Origin of the sequence: Photobacterium phosphoreum (genome assembly GCF_002954725.1) — a bacterium.
Taxonomy (GTDB): Bacteria; Pseudomonadota; Gammaproteobacteria; order Enterobacterales; family Vibrionaceae; genus Photobacterium; species Photobacterium phosphoreum.
Genome location: NZ_MSCQ01000001.1, coordinates 2,549,951 through 2,569,638, shown reverse-complemented (window position 1 = coordinate 2,569,638; position 19,688 = coordinate 2,549,951). Strand labels below are relative to the sequence as shown.

The following is a 19,688-nucleotide window of genomic DNA, read 5'->3' as shown; positions in this document are numbered from 1 at the left end:
AAATTAGATTGTCAACGCCATGGGTTGATGATCTAACGCAACACAATCAGCATTATATCGTGGCGAGCTAATAAAAAAGGCCTGCTATTTTGAGCAGGCCTGAAGCGTTATTAAATACGATTACTCGTCGTCATCTTCTTCATTAAATGCCCAACCTTTAGCGCACTCAACCGCACGTTGCCAGCCGCGGTAACGACGGTTACGTTTTTTGTCGTCGCTACAAGGGGTGAAACTACGATCTAATTGCGATTTATGTTTAAGTTCATCAATGCTGTCCCAAAAACCAATCGCCAGACCAGCAAGGTAAGCCGCACCCAGTGCCGTAACTTCAGTAACGACTGGGCGGTGAACTTCCGTCGCTAAAATATCAGATTGGAATTGCATTAAGAAGTTATTGGCAACTGCGCCACCATCGACACGTAATATATCGAGCTTAATCCCTGAATCAGCTTGCATTGCATCAAGCACATCGCGGGTTTGGTAAGCGACACTTTCAAGGGTGGCGCGAATAATATGATTTGAATTAACCCCACGAGTTAAACCGACAATCGCGCCGCGGGCATACGGGTCCCAATAAGGTGCGCCTAAACCAGTAAAGGCAGGAACTACATACACCCCGTTAGCACTGCCGACTTTTTCTGCAAAGTATTCGGAGTCGTTAGCATCACTGAGCAGTTTTACTTCATCACGCAGCCATTGAATCGAAGCGCCCCCCATAAATACCGCACCTTCAAGGGCGTAAGCAACATCGCCTTTCGGGCCACAAGCAAGGGTGGTTAACAGGCCATTATGGGAGGTGACTTTTTCTTTACCGGTGTTCATTAGTAAGAAGCAACCAGTACCATAGGTGTTTTTAGCTTGTCCTGCCGAGACACACATTTGACCAAAGAGAGCCGCTTGCTGGTCTCCTGCAATACCCGCGATAGGAATACCCGCGATAGGAATACGGGTACCGCCTTTACCACCGATGTTGGTTTGGCCATAGACTTCAGATGTAGATCTTACTTCTGGCATCATTGACAGGGGAATATTCAGTGCTGTAAGTAGTTTTTCATCCCATTGCAAGGTGTTGATATTAAATAACATGGTGCGGGAAGCATTGGTGTAGTCAGTAACAAATACTCGACCTTGGGTCATTTTCCAAATTAGCCAAGTGTCTACAGTGCCAAATAATAATTCACCCGCTTCAGCTTGCTCACGTGCGCCTTCAACGTTATCAAGGATCCATTTAACTTTGGTGCCTGAGAAGTACGGATCAACCACTAACCCTGTGGCTTCACGGATATAATCGGTTAAACCTTGTTGCTTTAATTCTTCACACATGTCAGCGGTGCGACGACATTGCCATACGATAGCGTTATAAACCGGTTTGCCAGTTTTTTTATTCCAAACAATGGTGGTTTCACGTTGGTTGGTAATACCAATCGCGGCCACTTGATCACTGCGAATACCCGCTTTGGCTAAGGCTTCAACCATGGTCGAACTTTGGGTGGCGTAAATTTCCAGAGGATCATGCTCAACCCAGCCCGCTTTAGGGTAGATTTGCGTAAATTCACGTTGTGACGAACAAACGATATTAGCATTGTGATCGAGCACCACTGCTCGAGAGCTGGTAGTTCCTTGATCGAGTGCCACAATATATTTCCGTTCAGTAGTCATGATGCGTTCCTCGTTGTCTTTCTTATATTAGAGTAGGGGAAAGCCTGATAATTATGTAATTAATGATATTCAGGCTTTGTTATTAGATAAAATATTACGCTTCAACCTTTGGTGTATCAGTATTGGTTTCACATTTATTAGGCAGAGTACATTTATTACCTGGTAGATAAATTCCCATCAATTTAGGGTATGCCCAGCCACCAAATAGAGCGCCGCAAATTGGGGCTAGGATAGGAACGATAAAGTAAGGAATATCTTTAGCACCTGTTAGTGCAACGCTGTCCCAACCCGCAAAGAAGGTCAGTAGTTTTGGACCAAAATCACGCGCAGGATTCATAGCAAAGCCTGTTAGTGGCCCAAGTGATCCGCCAATTACGGCAATCAATAAACCAATCAGTAATGGACCCATTGCGCCACGAGGAGCACCATTTTTATCGTCGCCAATGGCTAAGATAGCGAACATTAAGACTGCGGTAATGGTAAATTCAACCGCGAATGCACCGCTAAAACTTAATGATGGATGCGGGAACGTTGAAAAAATGGAGGCAGTATCAAGGCTGGCTACTGTGCCTCGAATAATGTTATGGCTGGTCTCATAATCTGTAAATAAGTTGCTGTATAAGCCATAAATTAATGCTGCCGCGGCAAAAGCACCTAATACCTGCGCCATAATATACGGTAAAACTTTACGTTTATTAAAACCATGGAAACTGGCTAACGCAATGGTCACTGCTGGATTTAAATGGGCGCCAGAAACCCCAGCAGTCACATAAATCGCAATGGCAACGCCAAGCCCCCACATGATACTTATTTCCCATTGACCAAAATCGGCGCCAGTTAGTTTCATTGCCGCGACACAGCCAACACCAAAAAATATCAGTAGCCCAGTACCAATAAATTCCGCTAAACATTCTCCGATGAGTGCATTAGGTTTGGAACTTGTCATATTGTCAGTCCTTTTGATGGGTAATGTAGGGTATTTGGTTATTTTTATGCTCGGTAATTTACAATAATTACTTTTTTTTTAAAATAATAATGGCGCAAAAATGTGCGTTCGAGCATTAATTGTTTTCTAAAGTGAGCGCTTGATGGGTTTTTATTGTTGTATTGGAAGGGTGAGATCATTGATTGTGACTTTAACAAGGCGCTAGTTCCGTCGTCATTAATGACGGTTATGGAATATAAAATCGTGGCGTTAAATTATCATGGTAATGTGGTATAGAATTTGAGAAAGTTCGCAGATATCACATTATTGATGGCTAGGTGTGAAGTGAGGTATCGAGGGCATTAACGTGGTGTAAAGTAGAGTTAAGATTGTTGAATTTGGCTGTTTAAAAGGGCTAAAGTGGCTTACTTTGCAAAAATTACATCATACTTGTATGATTTTTATTCATTTGCACCAATGCAATGGAAATGTAGATGTCAGCGAGCCATTGCCTCGCTAGAATAGCTGTTAAATATATATAACCCTGCCCGTAGAGATTACCTTCAATTGTTAAGGTAAATATATGGGCATAGATCAGGTGAACAATATGTCTCTAGAAATGTTGGAAAAATTGGAAGCCAAAGTTCAAATGGCTGTGGATTCAATTTCTTTGCTACAAATGGAAATTGATGAACTAAAAGAAAAAAATGATAGCCTAGCTATGGAAGCACAAGAACTACGCTCTGGTCGTGAGAGTCTTGTTCAAGATAACGAAGCACTACGTGGCGAGCATAATGTATGGCAAGATCGCGTACGTACGCTACTAGGTAAAATGGATAGCGTAGAATAATCGCATCTTTAATTGAATACGATTATCGGCTCGGTATCATGTCCTGAAAGGATGCGATACCGAGCCGATGTTTTATTTATGCTAGCATCATCCCAACCGCAAATAAAAGATTGGTGATTAATGCACACTTAACCATGGTTGCCATCATCGGTCTCAGGGCTGCGCCATCAGTAGAACGGTATACCTGACGGCCATGATTAATCAGTAGTGGCAGACTTAGAATAAATAACCATCCAAACAGTGACTTCACTTCTAATAGCGCAAATAAACTAAAAAATATCACACTCGTGGAAAGTAAGATAAGGTGGTATTTACGCCCCCAGCGTGGACCCATTCGTACCACTAAAGTTTGTTTGCCGCATGCTTTGTCGTTATCAATATCACGCAGATTATTAATATTGAGCACGCCAACAGCTAATAAACCACACGCGGTTGCAGGTAGCATGATCAATGAATCAATTTGACCTGCTTGTAAATAATAGGTCCCAGCAACGCCTAACCAGCCAAAAAATATCAGTACGGATAAATCCCCAAGGCCACGATAGCCATAAGGCTTATTACCGACGGTATAGGCAATGGAAGCGGCAATTGCCAGTAATCCCAGCACTAAAAAGCCGACAATATCATGGGGGTTTTTACACGCAATTAAAATTAAGGTTAAGCCACTGATAGCGGTAAGGATAATATTAATAATCATCGCCTTACGCATTGTCGCTGCGGTCACTAAACCTGATTGCATTGCACGTTGAGGGCCTAAGCGGTCATCATTGTCCGTGCCTTTAACAGCATCGCCATAATCATTGGCAAGGTTAGATAGGATTTGTAACAACAAGGCCGTTAATAAAGCGAGCGCGGCAATGCTAGCAGAAAAACTGCCATGCCATTTTGCCACAGCACTACCGCACACAATCGATGCGATGGCGAGGGGTAACGTTTTTGGTCTTGCGGCATCTAACCAAATTGTCAGTGAAGAGGGTGAGTTCATAAATTAGATACTTAAAGTGGATATTGAAAAGGTATTATGGCGTAAATTTGTTCATGCGCAAATTTATCCCATCAATGTTTGTTAAAGAACAAAAAAAAACGGTGCGATAGAACGCACCGTTTTTAGAATTAATTGTTGTCTTTAGCGCCGATTATAGAATGAAGCGACTAAGATCTTCATCGGCAACAAATTCACCTAGACGAGCTTGTACATAAGCATCATCGATCAGGAATTTCTCACCTGCTTTTTCGCTAGCATCATAAGAAATTTCTTCCATTAGGCGTTCCATAACAGTGTATAAACGGCGGGCACCAATATTTTCTGTGCGCTCATTTACCTGCCATGCTGCTTCAGCCAAGCTATTAACACCCTCTGCGTTGAATTCGATATCAACCGATTCTGTCGCCATTAGCGCCACGTATTGTTGCGTTAATGATGCTTTTGGCTCCGTAAGAATACGTTTAAAGTCGTGACTTGTTAATGCTTCTAGCTCAACACGAATAGGTAGACGACCTTGCAATTCAGGGATTAAGTCTGATGGTTTAGCGACTTGGAATGCACCAGAAGCAATAAATAGGATGTGGTCTGTTTTAACCATACCGTGTTTAGTTGATACTGTGCTGCCTTCAACCAATGGTAGTAGGTCGCGCTGTACACCTTCACGAGAAACGTCAGGGCCAGATGATTCGCCACGCTTACAGATCTTATCGATTTCATCAATAAAGACGATACCATTATTTTCAACCGCAAAAATAGCTTGTTCTTTAAGTTCTTCTTGGTTTACCAGTTTAGCGGCTTCTTCTTCAGTTGCTGCTTTTAACGCATCTTTAATTTTCATTTTGCGTTTTTTGCTGGTGTTGCCTGCAAGGTTTTGGAACATACCTTGTAACTGGTTGGTCATTTCTTCCATACCAGGAGGCGCCATAATTTCAACGCCCATTTGTGGTGCGGCAACATCAATCTCGATTTCTTTATCATCAAGTTTCCCTTCACGTAATTTCTTACGGAAAGATTGACGCGTCGTTGATTCTGTTGGTGCTTCTTCGTTTTGTCCCCAAGCATCACGTGCTGGTGGTAATAGCACATCAAGAATACGTTCTTCTGCTAATTCTTCCGCATGGACACGTACTTTTTCTGTTGCTTGTTGATGCACCATTTTGACAGCGACATCAGTCAGATCACGAATAATGGTTTCGACTTCTTTACCGACATAACCGACTTCAGTAAATTTAGTCGCTTCAACTTTAATGAACGGTGCATTTGCCAGTTTAGCTAAACGACGCGCTATTTCAGTTTTACCTACGCCTGTTGGACCAATCATTAAAATGTTTTTAGGGGTTACTTCAACCCGCAGCTCTTCAGGAAGCTGCATACGACGCCAGCGGTTACGCAGTGCAATCGCAACCGCTCGCTTGGCTTTGTCTTGACCGATAATATGGCGGTCAAGCTCGTGAACGATTTCGCGAGGAGTCATCTCAGACATTGCAACTTCCTTACTTAGATTTAGTTTCTAGTTCTTCAATAGTGTGATTGTGGTTGGTAAACACACAAATATCACCGGCAATATTTAGCGCTTTTTCTGCAATTTCACGCGCGCTAAGATCGGTATTTTCTAATAATGCAATTGCTGCGGCTTGGGCGAAGTTACCGCCAGAACCAATAGCAACTAAATCATGTTCAGGCTGCACTACATCACCATTACCGGTAATGATTAATGAACCTGTTTCATCGGCTACCACTAATAATGCTTCTAGCTTACGTAGCGCACGATCGGTGCGCCAGTCTTTGGCTAACTCAACGGCAGATTTTAATAAGTGCCCTTGGTGCATTTCTAACTTACGCTCGAAACGCTCAAATAAAGTAAAGGCATCAGCGGTGCCGCCAGCAAAACCAGCGAGTACTTTATCGTTATAGAGACGACGAACTTTGCGAGCGTTGCCTTTCATTACGGTATTGCCAAGTGACACTTGACCATCACCAGCAATTACGACTTTGTCGTTACGACGAACAGATACAATAGTTGTCACGTTAAACCCTCTTTGATTCAGCTCCGACGTTAGCCGGCATCGTTAATGGTATTAGATCTGGGGATAACAGGGTGGGTTTTCAAGGTGTGGTGTGACAATAGCTTGCTGTGGTTGGAGTAATGACAGTGATAAAAAAGGATGCCACTGGGACATCCTTAGGTGTGATCTATCGTGGGAAGGATTATTCCCAGAACCAAATAGCACAAGGGCTAATGCCGTGCTGTTGTAATTTATTCTGATCATCCATCGCTAAGCGTTTATCTTTGTAAGGACCCAATACCACGCGGTACCACGTTCCTTTATCATTAGTTGATACTTTTATTTGACTGTTTAAACCTTGAAACGCAATGGTTGCTTTACGTTCATCGGCTTGAGCTTGGCTATGGTAAGCACCACATTGTAAGAGATAAGGTTGAGTTGGCTTATCTTTAGCAATAACTTGTTTGGGGGTTAATACTGGCACAATCACTTTTTTATTTTCGAGCTCTTGGATATAACGCCATTTTTCTTCAGGTTTTGGCGGTAAAGCGTTGGTATTGGTTTTAGCCGGTTGCGGTTTTACAACAATGGCTGCAGGAGTGACTGGTGCAGTTTCTGGCACGTCAGTCCCAGAAAGGAAAAATAAACTCGCAATCAGTCCGCACACCAATATAACAGCCAATGCTGCCCACGAGGTTGGAAAACCTGTTGTTGGTGCTTTTTTGCCTTTTCTAGGGCTGGCTTTTGCCTTTATTGGCGCTGGTTTCGGTGAGCGCCCACGTTTTACATAATCTTTAGTAGCCACAATATCGACAAATTAGTTGGGAAGATAGACAGAACGCTATGTTACAAAGTTGGATTGATCCTGACCAGTGATTATCGCGGTTTCGTTGATAATTAACCCCATATTACAACAATGATGATCAGTTTTATGATCTTCGTACGGTAACACGTCAAATATGGGGCAAATATCAATTAGCGACTTGGTGGCGCAGCACTTTCACGAATGACCAGTTTTGCATCCAATAATCGCGAGCCTGCCTGAACATCTTTACCTTTAAGTAATTCAAGTAGCATTTGCATTGCTTGGCGACCGATTTCATAACGAGGCTGTGATACCGTCGTTAATGGTGGATCGCAATATTCTGCAAATTGAATATCATCAAAACCGACAATAGAAATATCGTGCGGTACCCGTAAACCAAGACGTTTAGCTTGTTGCATAGCACCGATGGCCATCACATCAGAATGACAAAATAAGGCCGTTGGTGGTTCAGGTAATGCAAGTAGTGCTGTTATAGCACGCGCGCCCGCGGCAAAGCTGAAATCACCTTTAATGGTATAAGCTGGGTTTAGAGTAATACCTGCTCGACGCAGTGCTTGTTGATAGCCTTGTTGGCGGAACTGCGACAGGGCTGCTTTATCTGGACCCGTAATTTGAGCAATACGTTTATGACCCATTTGAGTGAGATAATTAACCGCATCAAAGGCAGCGGTTAAGTTATCAATATGTACCGTTGGTAATTCAAGTTCTGGTGCATATTCACACGCCATCACTAGCGGTGGTAGATTCTTTTGTTCTGGTTTACTGACGTCAAACGGTAAATTATTACCTAATAACAACATGCCATCAGCTTGCTTAGTAAACACTAAATTCGCAAAGGAGTTTTCCCGACGTTGTTGTTGGCCGCTGTCACCGAGTAACACTAAATAACCATTTTCCATCGCCGCTTCTTCAATGCCACGAATAATTTCAGTGAAATAAGGATCACAGATATCCGGAACAATAGTTACGATGGTTTTTGATTCATTGCGGCGTAGGTTACGTGCCAGTGAGTTTGGTGAATATCCAGCTTCCATTACGGCTTGCTCAACTTTTTTCCTTGTTGATGCCGATACTTTTTCCGGGTTCATTAGTGCGCGCGAAACCGTCGCAGTTGATACCCCGGCTAGCTGGGCAACGTCCTTCATTGTCGCCATAGTGCTTTCCTCTTTTGCTATATCTTTAGTGTGCAGCTGGTTGTCTGAAACAAAAAATATGTTTAGATGTGTTCACCAGCTAATCGTAACCGACTGAAAAAAGTCAATTCATAAGCATATTGTAGAATGGATGCATAAGCTGAAACTTGCTTTCAATAGCATAAATTACATTCGCTATGTGAACTGCATCGCATTGTGTAGTTTAAGTTAAATCTTGCGGTTCAACATCAATTGACCACCTGATTTTTTTAGCGAGCGGCAATAACTGGATCGCTGGCTTGGCAATACTTAGCATTTGTTGCAGCTTATTACGGTTGGGTATTTGTAAAATTAATTGCCATCGAAACCGTCCTGCACGTCGAGCAAGGGGCGCAGGGTTAGGGCCTAAGACACAACAATCCTGATCGTAAACTGGACTGGCTTCAAAAATAGCCCGAATTTGTTGTAAGAACTGACACACTAAATCACTGTCATTGGCTTCAGCGCGTAATAATACCAAATGGGTAAACGGTGGTAATAATGCTTGGCGACGTTCTGTTAATGCTGCTTTAGAGAAGACACCATAACCTTTATGTAGCAGTGATTGTAACAGTTGATGTTCAGGATGATGGGTTTGTAATAACACTGAGCCGGGTTTACTGGCACGTCCTGCTCGGCCTGCAACTTGAATAAACAGTTGTGCCAATCGTTCTGAAGCACGGAAATCATTACTGAATAATGCACTATCAACATCAATCAGAGCCACTAAGGTCACATTAGGGAAGTGATGCCCTTTGGCGAGCATTTGAGTACCGATTAAAATTTGATATTCATTGTTTTTAATTGCTTCTAAATAGTTTTCTAATGCGCCTTTACGGCGGGTGCTATCACGGTCAATACGCACTGTTTTAAATTCAGGGAACAGCTCTGCAAGTTGCGCTTCAAGCTGCTCGGTACCGACACCCACTGGTGATAATTGCGTTGATCCACATTGTAGGCATTGGTGCATTATTGGTCTTTGAGTTGCACAGTGATGGCAGCGTAATTCACCTGATTGTTGGTGCAGCGTGTAATAAGCATCACAACGGTCACATTCTGCAATCCAGCCGCACTCATGACACATCATCGCCGGTGAAAAACCGCGTCGATTAAGAAACAACATCACTTGGTTGCCAGCATTGAGGTGTTTACGCATCTCGGCAATCAGTGGAGCAGATAAACCAGCGTTTAAATACAAGCCTTTAACATCAATCACTCCGTGACGTGCAGCACTAGCATTACCGGCTCGTTTTGAAAGGGTTAAGTAATGGTATTTACCTGCTTGAGCGTTATGTAACGTCTCAAGTGCTGGAGTAGCAGAGCCTAACACTATCGGAATGTTTTCTTTATTGGCTCGCATAACCGCCAGATCGCGGGCATGGTAACGCAGGCTATCTTGTTGTTTATAAGAGGCATCATGCTCTTCATCAACAATAATAATTCCTAGATTTGCAAAGGGGGTAAATAATGCCGAACGAGTACCTATAATTATCCCCGCTTGGTTATCGCGCCCTGCAAGCCATGCTGTCATGCGCTCACTATCGTTTAAACCTGAATGTACGGTTTCTAAAGGCACATTAAAGCGGCGTTTAAAGCGATTAATAGTTTGCGGGGTTAAGCCGATTTCAGGCACTAAAATCAGTGCTTGTTTACCCGCGGCTAAAATAGGCTCAAGTAGATTCAGATAAACTTCAGTTTTGCCAGAGCCCGTTACACCATCTAACAGATAACAACCAAAATCAGGATTACTGTTAACGGTGGCAATGGCCAAGGCTTGTTCTTCATTTAAACGTGGTTTTTGTTCAGTGATAGCAAATTGCGGTTGCCATTGCAGTTGCTTTGGTTGCTGTTGCTGCTCGGTGATCCAACCTTTTTGCATTACCGCTTTTAAGGTTGTACTGCTCACATCGTGAGTGAGTAGGCTATCGTGACTGAGGGGACCACTGCGTAATAAATTAAGAATTTGGGCTTGTTTAGGGGCGCGCTTTAAACCATTAAGGGGTTGTTCTCGTCCAGCATCCGTTAGCTGCCAATACTTTAATGTTGCCGCAGAGGCTTCTCGACCTTTACGTAATAATGCTGGCATCGCATTAGCTAATGCATCACCTAATGGGTATTGATAATAACTGCTGGCCCATTTTAACAGCCCAAATAATGCAGGTTGCCATAATGGCTGATTATCCAATACTTGTTGAATCGGTTTTAATTGTTGGGTTGGAAAATCAGAATCATGACCGATAGCAACCACGATCCCCACCAATCGCTGTCGACCAAAAGGGACTAGCACCCGTCCACCAATAACCGGAGGCATGTTAGGCTTGATTAAATAATCAAAGTTTTTGTCTAATGGGACAGGTAAAGCAACGCGTGCTATTAGGTGGGTCATATTTTATCGCTTTCATTGAGCTTGTACTAAATAGTAACAGATCGAATGATCTGGAATAAGTGCTGCTATTTGACGATTATTATTTACTGTTTCAGTTGAGAATAAAAGAGCGATAAAAAACAGCGTCTGAGTTGATCTATTGAGGATGATTGATTACTATACGCCGCCTGATTTGTTGTAAATTTACGACAGACTATTTTATTAACCACGTGTGGTGCCCGGCTTTGGATCGGGAGAGCGACACGGCCTTAACTTGAGGTTTCCCCATGAAACAAGGTATCCACCCAGAATATAAAGCAGTAAACGCACGTTGTTCTTGCGGCAACACTTTCGTATTTAACTCTACTATGAGCAAAGACATCAACCTTGATGTATGCGATAAGTGTCACCCATTCTACACTGGTAAGCAACGTCAAGTTAGCTCAGGCGGTCGTGTGGACAAATTCAACAAGCGTTTTGGTGCGCTTGGTAGCAAGTAATTACTTGCCCATTGAATTTAAAGAAGAGGGATGCGCAAGCATCCCTTTTTTTATGACATAAATTTGATAGATGAAAAAAAACCAGCATAAAAGCTGGTTTTTTGTTATCTGATATACGTATTATTCATTAATGTCTTCGTAACTGATGCCCATCGCTTCCATCAATGCTTTTGCTTCTGCAGGGAGATCGTCGGGGTGATCTTTACGAATATCATCATCAGTGGGTAGCGGTTGGCCTGTATAGGCATGCAAGAAAGCTTCACATAATAGTTCACTGTTGGTAGCGTGGCGCAGGTTATTGACCTGACGACGAGTACGTTCATCAGTAAGAATCTTGAGAACCTTTAATGGAATAGACACTGTAATTTTTTTTACTTGTTCATTTTTCTTACCGTGTTCTGCATAAGGGCTAATATATTCGCCATTCCACTTTGCCATGTTTTACCTTCTCAGCGATGTTTAATTAATGATGATAACAATGTCGCGATGACGGTTGTTAGTACATAGTCATGATAGGCGGCGATATTACGTGAACATTGTTAGTTTGTCCTCTATCGCGGTATACAACCGTTGTTAGATCACGACTATTTTTTTCAATAACTGAATTTTAGCGGGATTTACTGCTATAAGCAAAGAGATGTAGACGTCTAGAAGTGTTGACGTCTTGTTTTGGTGTGGTTAAGGTTATCACAGCGACCATTATTTACTTTCAGGGCTCACCCCCTTATAACAAGGAACGTTATTATGAGTGACAAGCAACTTGCAACCATTGCAGTCCGTACCGGTATTGATGTTGACTCACAATACAACGCTGTTGTTCCACCCATCTATTTAACCTCGACCTACAGTTTTCCCGCGTTAGGTGAATTACCGCAATACGATTATTCCCGCTCAGGCAACCCAACTCGTAATACATTGGCTGATGCTTTGAGTGATATGGAAGGTGGCGCTGGTGGGGTGGTGACCAGTTGTGGCACCTCGGCAATGAATTTATTAGTCTCAGCGTTACTGGGGCCGAATGATCTGCTGATTGCACCGCATGATTGTTATGGCGGAAGTTATCGATTATTTAATACTCGTGCTCAAAAAGGCGATTTTAAAGTCCTGTTTATTGACCAATCTGATCCCGATGCGTTGGCAACCGCTTTAGCACAAAAACCGACCTTACTCTGGCTTGAAACGCCTTCGAACCCGTTAGTGCGAGTGATTGATATTGCTGCAATTAGCCAGCAAGCACAGGCTGTTGGCTGCCAAGTTGCGGTTGATAACACTTTTCTATCGCCATTATTACAACAGCCGTTATCGCTTGGCGCTGATTTTGTAGTGCATTCCACCACTAAATACATTAATGGTCATTCTGATGTCGTCGGTGGTGTTTTAATTGCGAAGGAGCAATCTGCGGCTGAAAATTTAAGCTGGTGGGCGAACTGTATTGGGGCGACAGGGGCACCTTTTGATGCGTATTTAACTTTGCGTGGTCTACGTACACTGGCGCCTCGTATGAGAATGCATGAAGAAAATGGTGCGGCAGTACTGGCTTATTTACAGCAACAACCCTTAGTTGGCACTATTTATCACCCAAGTTTACCGACCCATCCGGGACATGAGATTGCCAAGCGTCAGCAACGTGGTTTTGGCTCGATGATGAGTTTTGAATTTAACGGCAGTTATCAGCAATTGGAACTGTTTGTTAAAACGTTGCAATTGTTTTCGTTGGCAGAATCATTAGGCGGTACCGAGAGTTTAATTGCTCATCCGGCTTCAATGACCCATCGAGCGATGACCGATGAAGCACAACGCGCAGCGGGGATTTCAACTGCTTTATTACGGTTATCGGTTGGTTTGGAAGATCCTCGTGATTTAATTGCTGATCTCACTCAAGCATTTGCGGTTGCACAGGAGGCGTGTTAATGACAAAAAATCTGCGCCAGCTACATAAATTTGGTGGTAGTAGCCTTGCTGATTCACAGTGCTATCAGCGAGTGGCTGATATTTTAGGATCGTATTCTGACTGTAATGATTTAGTGGTGGTCTCTGCCGCAGGTAAAACCACCAACCAATTATTGTTATGGCTGGAGCAATTGATCACTGATGGCCGCTTAGCTCATGCCACGTTATTATCCATTCGTACCTTTCAGCAGCAATTGATCTGTGAATTGTTAGATCCAGCTCAAGCCGAATTATTACTACAACCGTTATATGCTGAATTAGCCTCAATTGCGAAGTGGGGCGAGCAGCCCTTAACAGTCGAGGTCAAAAATGCGGTTTTAGGGCATGGGGAATTATGGTCAGCACGCTTATTAGCCGCGTTACTTAATCAACATCATTTAGCCGCAGTGGCCATTGATTCGCGATTATTCTTACGTGCAGAGCATGCTGTTCAACCTGAAATTAATAAGACGTTATCGCAACCGCTATTGCAGCAATTATTGGTTCAGTACCCGCAACAACGACTAGTGATCACCGGTTTTATGGCTGCCAATCAGCACCAAAAAACGGTGTTACTTGGGCGTAATGGTTCTGATTATTCTGCCACGATGATCGGTGCTTTAGCTGCAGTTGAACGGGTGACGATTTGGAGTGATGTTGCTGGCGTGTATAGCGCTGATCCTCGTAAAGTAACCACGGCATGTTTATTACCTTTATTACGCTTAGATGAAGCCAATGAACTGGCTCGCCTTGCCGCGCCAGTATTGCATAGCCGTACGCTACAACCTGTCGCCCAAAGTACGATTGATCTCACTTTACGTTGTAGCCATCAGCCTGAATTAGGTTCGACTCGGGTTGAGCGGGTATTGGCATCAGGCCGTGGTGCTAAAATTATTTCGTCATTAAATGATGTGTGTTTAATTGAACTTGGTGTGCCGCAAGGAATGGTGTTGGCACAGATCCAACATGATGTGCAGCAGTTATTAGACCGTGCTCAATTACAGCCATTGGCTCAAACCGTCGATCAAGGTAAACGACAGATTGTTTTAGCTTATACCCAAGAAGTGGTTAACAGTGTCCTCAATCTATTGCAAGACAGTGGCGTTGCGGCTGAATTGCGCCTACGTGAAGGTTTTTCGATGGTGGCTGCTGTCGGGGCGGGAGTGTTGAATAATCCTAATCATTGTCACGGCTTTTACCAGCAATTAAAAGGATTGCCGGTAGAATTTATGACGGAGTCTGATTCTGGTCTAAGTTTAGTGGCGGTATTACGTGATGTTGACACCGAAGCGCTAGTGAATGATATCCATCAAGCGTTATTTCAAGCGCAAAAAAGTGTTGGGATTGTGTTGTGTGGCAAAGGCAACATTGGCAGTCATTGGTTGAGTCTGTTTAGTCGTGAAAAAGCGGCGCTAGAGCTACGACATGGAATGCGTTTTAATTTAATTGGTATTGTTGGGCAACAACAGTGCTGGCTTGATAGTCAGGGTATTGAGCCTCAAACTGCACTAGAACAGTTTCAGTCCCATGCGGTAGATTATCAATTGCCGCAGTTATTATCGCAACTTGCAGGGGTTGATTATGATGATGTGGTGGTGGTTGATGTTACTGCAAGTCATCAGCTGGCAGCGTTATATCCTCATATTGCGGCAAGTGGATTGCATCTGATCTCAGCCAATAAAATTGCAGGCTCTGCGGCGACAATAGACTATCAAACAGTGGTCGATGCCTTTGCCAAAAGTAGTCGATATTGGTTATATAACGCCACTGTTGGCGCAGGTTTACCAATCAACCACACTGTCCGCGATCTACGTGAAAGTGGTGATTGTATTTTAGCTATCTCGGGGATTTTTTCTGGTACTTTATCGTGGTTATTTCAGCAGTTTGATGGTAGCCAACAATTTTCTGAGTTACTAGAGCAAGCATGGCAGCAAGGGTTAACGGAGCCTGATCCTCGCCACGATCTTGATGGTAGTGATGTGATGCGTAAGCTGATCATTCTCGCGCGTGAATCTGGGTTTGAGATTGAACCGCAGCAGGTACAGGTGGAGTCATTAGTGCCGCCAAGCTTGCAGTCTTTAAGTGTTGATGACTTTTTTGAACAGACCGCAGAGCTCGATCTATCCTTGGCTGAAAAGTTAGCGCGTGCAGTCGGGGAAGATAAAGTATTACGTTATGTGGCGCGCTTAGATCGTCATGGTAAGGCATCGGTGGGACTGGAAGCATTGCCCTGTGAGCATGCATTAGCGAATTTATTGCCGTGTGATAATATTTTTGCGATTGAAAGCCAATGGTATCGTGAAAATCCACTGGTAATTCGAGGTCCTGGTGCTGGTCGAGATGTTACTGCGGGGGCGCTAATATCAGACATTAACCGCTTAGCGACGATGCTATAGTGCTAGATGAGTGTTCAGTCGTTGCCATAAAAAAAAACCGCACTGTAATGTGCGGTTTTATCATTTAAATAGATCTAGTTGATAGCGACAGCGCTATTTTCAGCGTCCATATCTTTCAACTCAGCCAATACTTCTTCGGCCCATAGAATCCAAGCTTGGCGGTTATGTAGACCACGGCGCAAGGTTAAACGGTCGAGACGTTGTTGGCGGTCCATGTTTTTATAATCACCAAAATGAATTTGCTCTAACTCTTGATAATGACCAATCAGAATATGTGATTCATCAATTAAAGCTTCAAGTTGTTGTTGCATTGGCAATGAATTGTGAACACCACAAATCAGTAACTTCGCAGAAAACTCATCGCGGGTGGTGGGATTACGTGCTGGCTCTTGGAACCACTCAAATAATGCCTGTCGGCCAAGATCTGTGATTGAATATACTTTACGATCCGGCTTGCCATCTTGAGGTTCTAGACGGCAAGTGACTTGATCGTTAGTTGCCATTTTATTGAGTTCACGATACACCTGCTGGTGGCTCGCTTTCCAAAAATAACCAATACTGTGTGAAAATTCTTTGGTTATATCATAACCTGTTGCTTCACGAGTGCTAAGCACTGTTAAAATTACGTGTGGTAGTGACATCTCTTCTATCCGTTAAATATATAAAATAAAAAACACAATAGGGCTTAGATTATGTAACGCTTCAAGTGACGTTTTTAATTGATAATCGTGCAATTGCACTGCCTAATTATGGTCGCATAGAATATCATTAATTGACTCAATATCGATACTTCTAGTTCAATTATCTGTTACTGAGGCGTTTCAATTTATTATCTTGTGAGCGTTAGCTACGTTAATTTAGCGCTAAAAAATAACAATCTGATCGAAATATATTCATCTTTTATCATATTAGCACTTTTCTATCTTAGACCTTATAAGCAATATAGTGCTGTGTCAAAAGTGAGATTTTTCGATCTTTTATAACAAAGTTGTAAATAGTGACCAAAAAAAAAGGCTATCAAAAGATAGCCTTATTAGGAGGATTAGTCGATTAACCAGTGTTACGCATACCTGTTGCAATACCAGCAATTGTGACCATTAGTGCTTCTTCAAGCTCTTTAGGTAACTCTTGTTGTTGGCGAGTACGGTAAAGTAATTCAGCTTGCAGCATATTTAGGGGTTCAACATAGATATTACGTAAGCGAATAGACTCAGCACCCCATGGGTCTTGCTGCATTAAGTGGTCATTATTTTCCACTGTCAGTACCGCTTTAATGTCTTGCTGCAATTGAGAACGTAATTGTTTGCCTAGCGGCCATAGCCTTTCATCTGTTAAGCGTTGGTCATAGTATTCAGCAATGCCAAGGTTGGTTTTGCTGTAGACCATTTCAAGCATACCCAAGCGGGTTGAGAAGAATGGCCATTCACGACACATGTCCTCAAGTAATACGGCATTACCGTTATCGATTGAATATTGAATTGCTTCACCTGCGCCTAGCCATGCAGGTAATAAAAGACGATTTTGACTCCATGCAAAAATCCATGGAATAGCACGCAGACTTTCAACGCCACCGTTAGGATTACGTTTTGCTGGACGAGAACCTAATGGTAATTTACCGAGTTCTAATTCTGGTGTTGCAGCACGGAAATAAGGCACGAAGTCAGGGTTATTACGCACCACATTACGGTATGACTCACATGAAACATTAGACAGCTCGTCCATTACATCGCGCCATTCTTGTTTCGGTGCTGGTGGTGGTAATAAGTTGGCTTCTAATGTTGCACTCGCGTACAGACTTAAGTTATTCACTGCAACTTCAGGTAAGCCGAGTTTGAAGCGGATCATTTCGCCTTGCTCGGTAACACGCAAGCCACCTTTTAGGCTTCGTGGCGGTTGAGAAAGTAATGCTGCGTGCGCTGGCGCACCACCACGACCAATACTGCCACCACGACCATGGAATAAGGTAATCTCAACCTCAGCTTGCTCACACACTGCAACCAGTTTTTCCATCGCGCTGTATTGTGCCCAACCTGCCGACATTACACCGGCATCTTTGGCTGAATCAGAATAGCCAATCATCACCATTTGATGGTTTTGAATAAAGCCACGGTACCAATCAATATTAAGCAATTGCTCAATAACATCTGCACCATTATTTAAATCGTCTAGCGTTTCAAATAATGGACAAACATCCATGCGGAATGGGCAACCTGCTTCTTGCAGTAATAGGTGTACCGCTAACACATCAGAAGCAGTACGTGCCATTGAGATGACATAAGCGCCTAATGCTTCACGGGGCTGTTCGGCAATGGCTTGACAGGTTTCTAAGACCTCTTGGACTTCTGCCGATGGCTCCCAATTACGCGGTAGTAATGGACGCTTAGATGATAATTCGCGGACTAAGAATGCAATCTTGTCTTGTTCACACCATTGGCTGTAATCGCCTAAACCAAGGTGACGGGTAAGCTCTGAAATAACATTTTCATGGCGGGTACTTTCTTGACGAATATCAAGTCGTACTAAGTGAACGCCGAAACATTTTACGCGGCGTAGGGTATCAAGTAATAAGCCATCAGCAATGATAGCCATGCCACATTGGTGCAGAGATTGGTAACACGCAAACAGTGGATCCCATAGCTCAGCAACATCAGTAATAATATCGTTAGAGAGTGGAGCCTGACCGTTAATTTGCGCTTCTAAACTATCACGGGTAGTAATAAGTTTTGTGCGTAGTTGCTTTAAAATAGCACGGTAAGGTTCGTGTTCTTCACCAGCAAGTTCACGCAGCTCATCATTACATTGGATCATTGATAATTCATTGATCAACTCTTGAACATCACCAAGGTACAGTTCTGCCGCTTTCCAACGTGAAAGACGTAATACTTCACGAGTGATTGTTGAGGTCACAAATGGGTTACCGTCACGGTCACCACCCATCCATGAAGAGAAGGTAACTGGCGTTGCATCGAGAGGTAATTTTTGATCTAAATGCTGTTGTAGCTTTTCATCAAACAGACGTACGAATTCAGGGACGGCTTGCCACAGTGAATTCTCAACGACCGCATAACCCCATTTGGCTTCATCAATAGGGGTTGGACGCTGTTGACGAATAACATCGGAATACCATGCTTGAGCAATCAGCTGTTCTAATCGTTGCTCAACGCGAGCACGCTCTGCGGTTGACAGTTCACTTAATTCTAATTGTGACAGACATTTATTGATCTGTACCAACTTGTGGATCATGGTACGACGGGCAATCTCAGTCGGGTGTGCTGTTAACACCAGATCAATGTTTAGTTCATTGACGGCTGCTAAAGAGTCGGCAGGGTTAACGTCATTTTTAACTAATTTAGTAAATAAGTCATCGAGTGCACCTGGGCTACATAAGGTGGTTTCGCATTGGCGTGAAATGGTATGGTATTGCTCAGCAATATTAGTGAGATTAAGGAATTGGCTAAAAGCTCGAGCAACAGGAAGCAATTGATCGTCAGGTAGATTTTGTAATTCAGCAATTAGATTTTCGCGATCATCTTGATTGCCTGTACCCGCTGATTTAGAAAGTTTACGAATTGTTTCTACTTTTTCTAATAGCTCATCACCGCAGGCTGTTTTGATGGTATTACCCAGCAAATGGCCAAGCATACTGACATTACTCGTTAACGCGCTGTATTTCTCGTTCATATCGTATCCATTCCGTAATTTTGTTACATCCAATTTAACCTTTACCCCACAATCTAGCCGTGAATCTAGTAATAGGTCAACAGAGATTACTGTTATCGCCAATAAAAAAGGTTGATATTGATTCTGGTCATACTATTGATTGTATTTTGGTAATTTTGTTTCATTATTGCCATCGTTAGTGCACATTTTTGTTTGTTATTAGTAAGATAGAATAAAAATACCACCTCTCAGGCGTGTGGTTATGTTATGATTAAGCGCCATAAAGGTTAATGAAAAGATAATAAGTAATATTTATTTATCAGTATACTATTGACAGTGTGTAATTTAACCAGTAAACATATTCATTCAGATTAGTGAATAAACAGCTGCGGTTGTTTATTTATCTCTGCGCAAG

The 19,688-nt window shown here is 42.9% G+C and carries 15 protein-coding genes; 4 read left to right on the top strand and 11 right to left on the bottom strand.

The annotated features are described in order from the left end of the window. Positions 1-120: 120 nt before the first annotated feature. Together glpK and BTO21_RS11335 are read right to left on the bottom strand one after the other, a co-directional pair. Positions 121-1,659, bottom strand: a complete 1,539-nt coding sequence (glpK, locus tag BTO21_RS11340) for a glycerol kinase GlpK (RefSeq protein ID WP_045028912.1) — start codon at positions 1,657-1,659, stop codon at positions 121-123. A gap of 94 nt (positions 1,660-1,753) precedes the next feature. Beyond that, positions 1,754-2,605 (bottom strand): MIP/aquaporin family protein, encoded by an 852-nt coding sequence (locus BTO21_RS11335; RefSeq protein WP_065194031.1) that lies wholly within the window; start codon positions 2,603-2,605, stop codon positions 1,754-1,756. A 586-nt stretch (positions 2,606-3,191) separates the two neighbouring features. Between BTO21_RS11335 and zapB the strand changes: the two genes are divergently transcribed. Continuing rightward, complete coding sequence (gene zapB, locus BTO21_RS11330) at positions 3,192-3,434, top strand: cell division protein ZapB (protein WP_045028996.1); 243 nt, start codon at positions 3,192-3,194, stop codon at positions 3,432-3,434. A 76-nt stretch (positions 3,435-3,510) separates the two neighbouring features. On the opposite strand, the gene BTO21_RS11325 is transcribed toward zapB, so the two are convergent. The 6 genes from BTO21_RS11325 to priA all read right to left on the bottom strand — a co-directional run bounded on the left by BTO21_RS11325 (position 3,511) and on the right by priA (position 10,809). Then, positions 3,511-4,419 carry a 1,4-dihydroxy-2-naphthoate polyprenyltransferase gene (locus BTO21_RS11325; protein WP_065194032.1) on the bottom strand — a complete coding sequence of 303 codons (909 nt, stop codon included), beginning with the start codon at positions 4,417-4,419 and terminating at the stop codon, positions 3,511-3,513. 151 nt (positions 4,420-4,570) lie between these two features. Next, a complete protein-coding gene (hslU, locus tag BTO21_RS11320) occupies positions 4,571-5,902 on the bottom strand; it encodes an HslU--HslV peptidase ATPase subunit (protein ID WP_045028914.1) in 1,332 nt (443 codons plus the stop codon). Positions 5,903-5,912: 10 nt separating this feature from the next. Next, the gene (gene hslV / locus BTO21_RS11315; RefSeq protein WP_045028916.1) at positions 5,913-6,446 is read right to left on the bottom strand and encodes an ATP-dependent protease subunit HslV; all 534 of its coding nucleotides are present in this window, start codon (positions 6,444-6,446) and stop codon (positions 5,913-5,915) included. Between the two features lie 181 nt (positions 6,447-6,627). Continuing rightward, on the bottom strand, positions 6,628-7,230 hold the full coding sequence (locus tag BTO21_RS11310; protein ID WP_045028918.1) for an SPOR domain-containing protein: 603 nt from the start codon (positions 7,228-7,230) through the stop codon (positions 6,628-6,630). A 170-nt stretch (positions 7,231-7,400) separates the two neighbouring features. Further along, positions 7,401-8,426: a DNA-binding transcriptional regulator CytR gene (gene cytR, locus BTO21_RS11305; protein WP_275658184.1), complete on the bottom strand. Its 1,026-nt coding sequence runs from the start codon at positions 8,424-8,426 to the stop codon at positions 7,401-7,403. A 181-nt stretch (positions 8,427-8,607) separates the two neighbouring features. Continuing rightward, entirely contained in the window at positions 8,608-10,809 is a 2,202-nt protein-coding gene (gene priA, locus BTO21_RS11300) for a primosomal protein N' (protein WP_045028921.1), read from the bottom strand. A gap of 266 nt (positions 10,810-11,075) precedes the next feature. Between priA and rpmE the strand changes: the two genes are divergently transcribed. Further along, entirely contained in the window at positions 11,076-11,288 is a 213-nt protein-coding gene (gene rpmE, locus BTO21_RS11295; RefSeq protein WP_045028922.1) for a 50S ribosomal protein L31, read from the top strand. A 120-nt stretch (positions 11,289-11,408) separates the two neighbouring features. On the opposite strand, the gene metJ is transcribed toward rpmE, so the two are convergent. Then, positions 11,409-11,726: a met regulon transcriptional regulator MetJ gene (gene metJ / locus BTO21_RS11290; RefSeq protein WP_036789456.1), complete on the bottom strand. Its 318-nt coding sequence runs from the start codon at positions 11,724-11,726 to the stop codon at positions 11,409-11,411. 306 nt (positions 11,727-12,032) lie between these two features. Between metJ and BTO21_RS11285 the strand changes: the two genes are divergently transcribed. Continuing rightward, positions 12,033-13,199, top strand: a complete 1,167-nt coding sequence (locus tag BTO21_RS11285; protein ID WP_045028924.1) for an O-succinylhomoserine (thiol)-lyase — start codon at positions 12,033-12,035, stop codon at positions 13,197-13,199. Beyond that, the gene (locus BTO21_RS11280; protein ID WP_045028926.1) at positions 13,199-15,613 is read left to right on the top strand and encodes a bifunctional aspartate kinase/homoserine dehydrogenase II; all 2,415 of its coding nucleotides are present in this window, start codon (positions 13,199-13,201) and stop codon (positions 15,611-15,613) included. The genes BTO21_RS11285 and BTO21_RS11280 overlap by 1 nt, the downstream gene beginning before the upstream one ends. A 74-nt stretch (positions 15,614-15,687) precedes the next feature. On the opposite strand, the gene BTO21_RS11275 is transcribed toward BTO21_RS11280, so the two are convergent. Together BTO21_RS11275 and ppc are read right to left on the bottom strand one after the other, a co-directional pair. Then, the gene (locus tag BTO21_RS11275; RefSeq protein WP_045028927.1) at positions 15,688-16,254 is read right to left on the bottom strand and encodes a PadR family transcriptional regulator; all 567 of its coding nucleotides are present in this window, start codon (positions 16,252-16,254) and stop codon (positions 15,688-15,690) included. A 409-nt stretch (positions 16,255-16,663) separates the two neighbouring features. Beyond that, the gene (ppc, locus tag BTO21_RS11270) at positions 16,664-19,294 is read right to left on the bottom strand and encodes a phosphoenolpyruvate carboxylase (RefSeq protein ID WP_045028929.1); all 2,631 of its coding nucleotides are present in this window, start codon (positions 19,292-19,294) and stop codon (positions 16,664-16,666) included. Between the last annotated feature and the right edge of the window lie 394 nt (positions 19,295-19,688).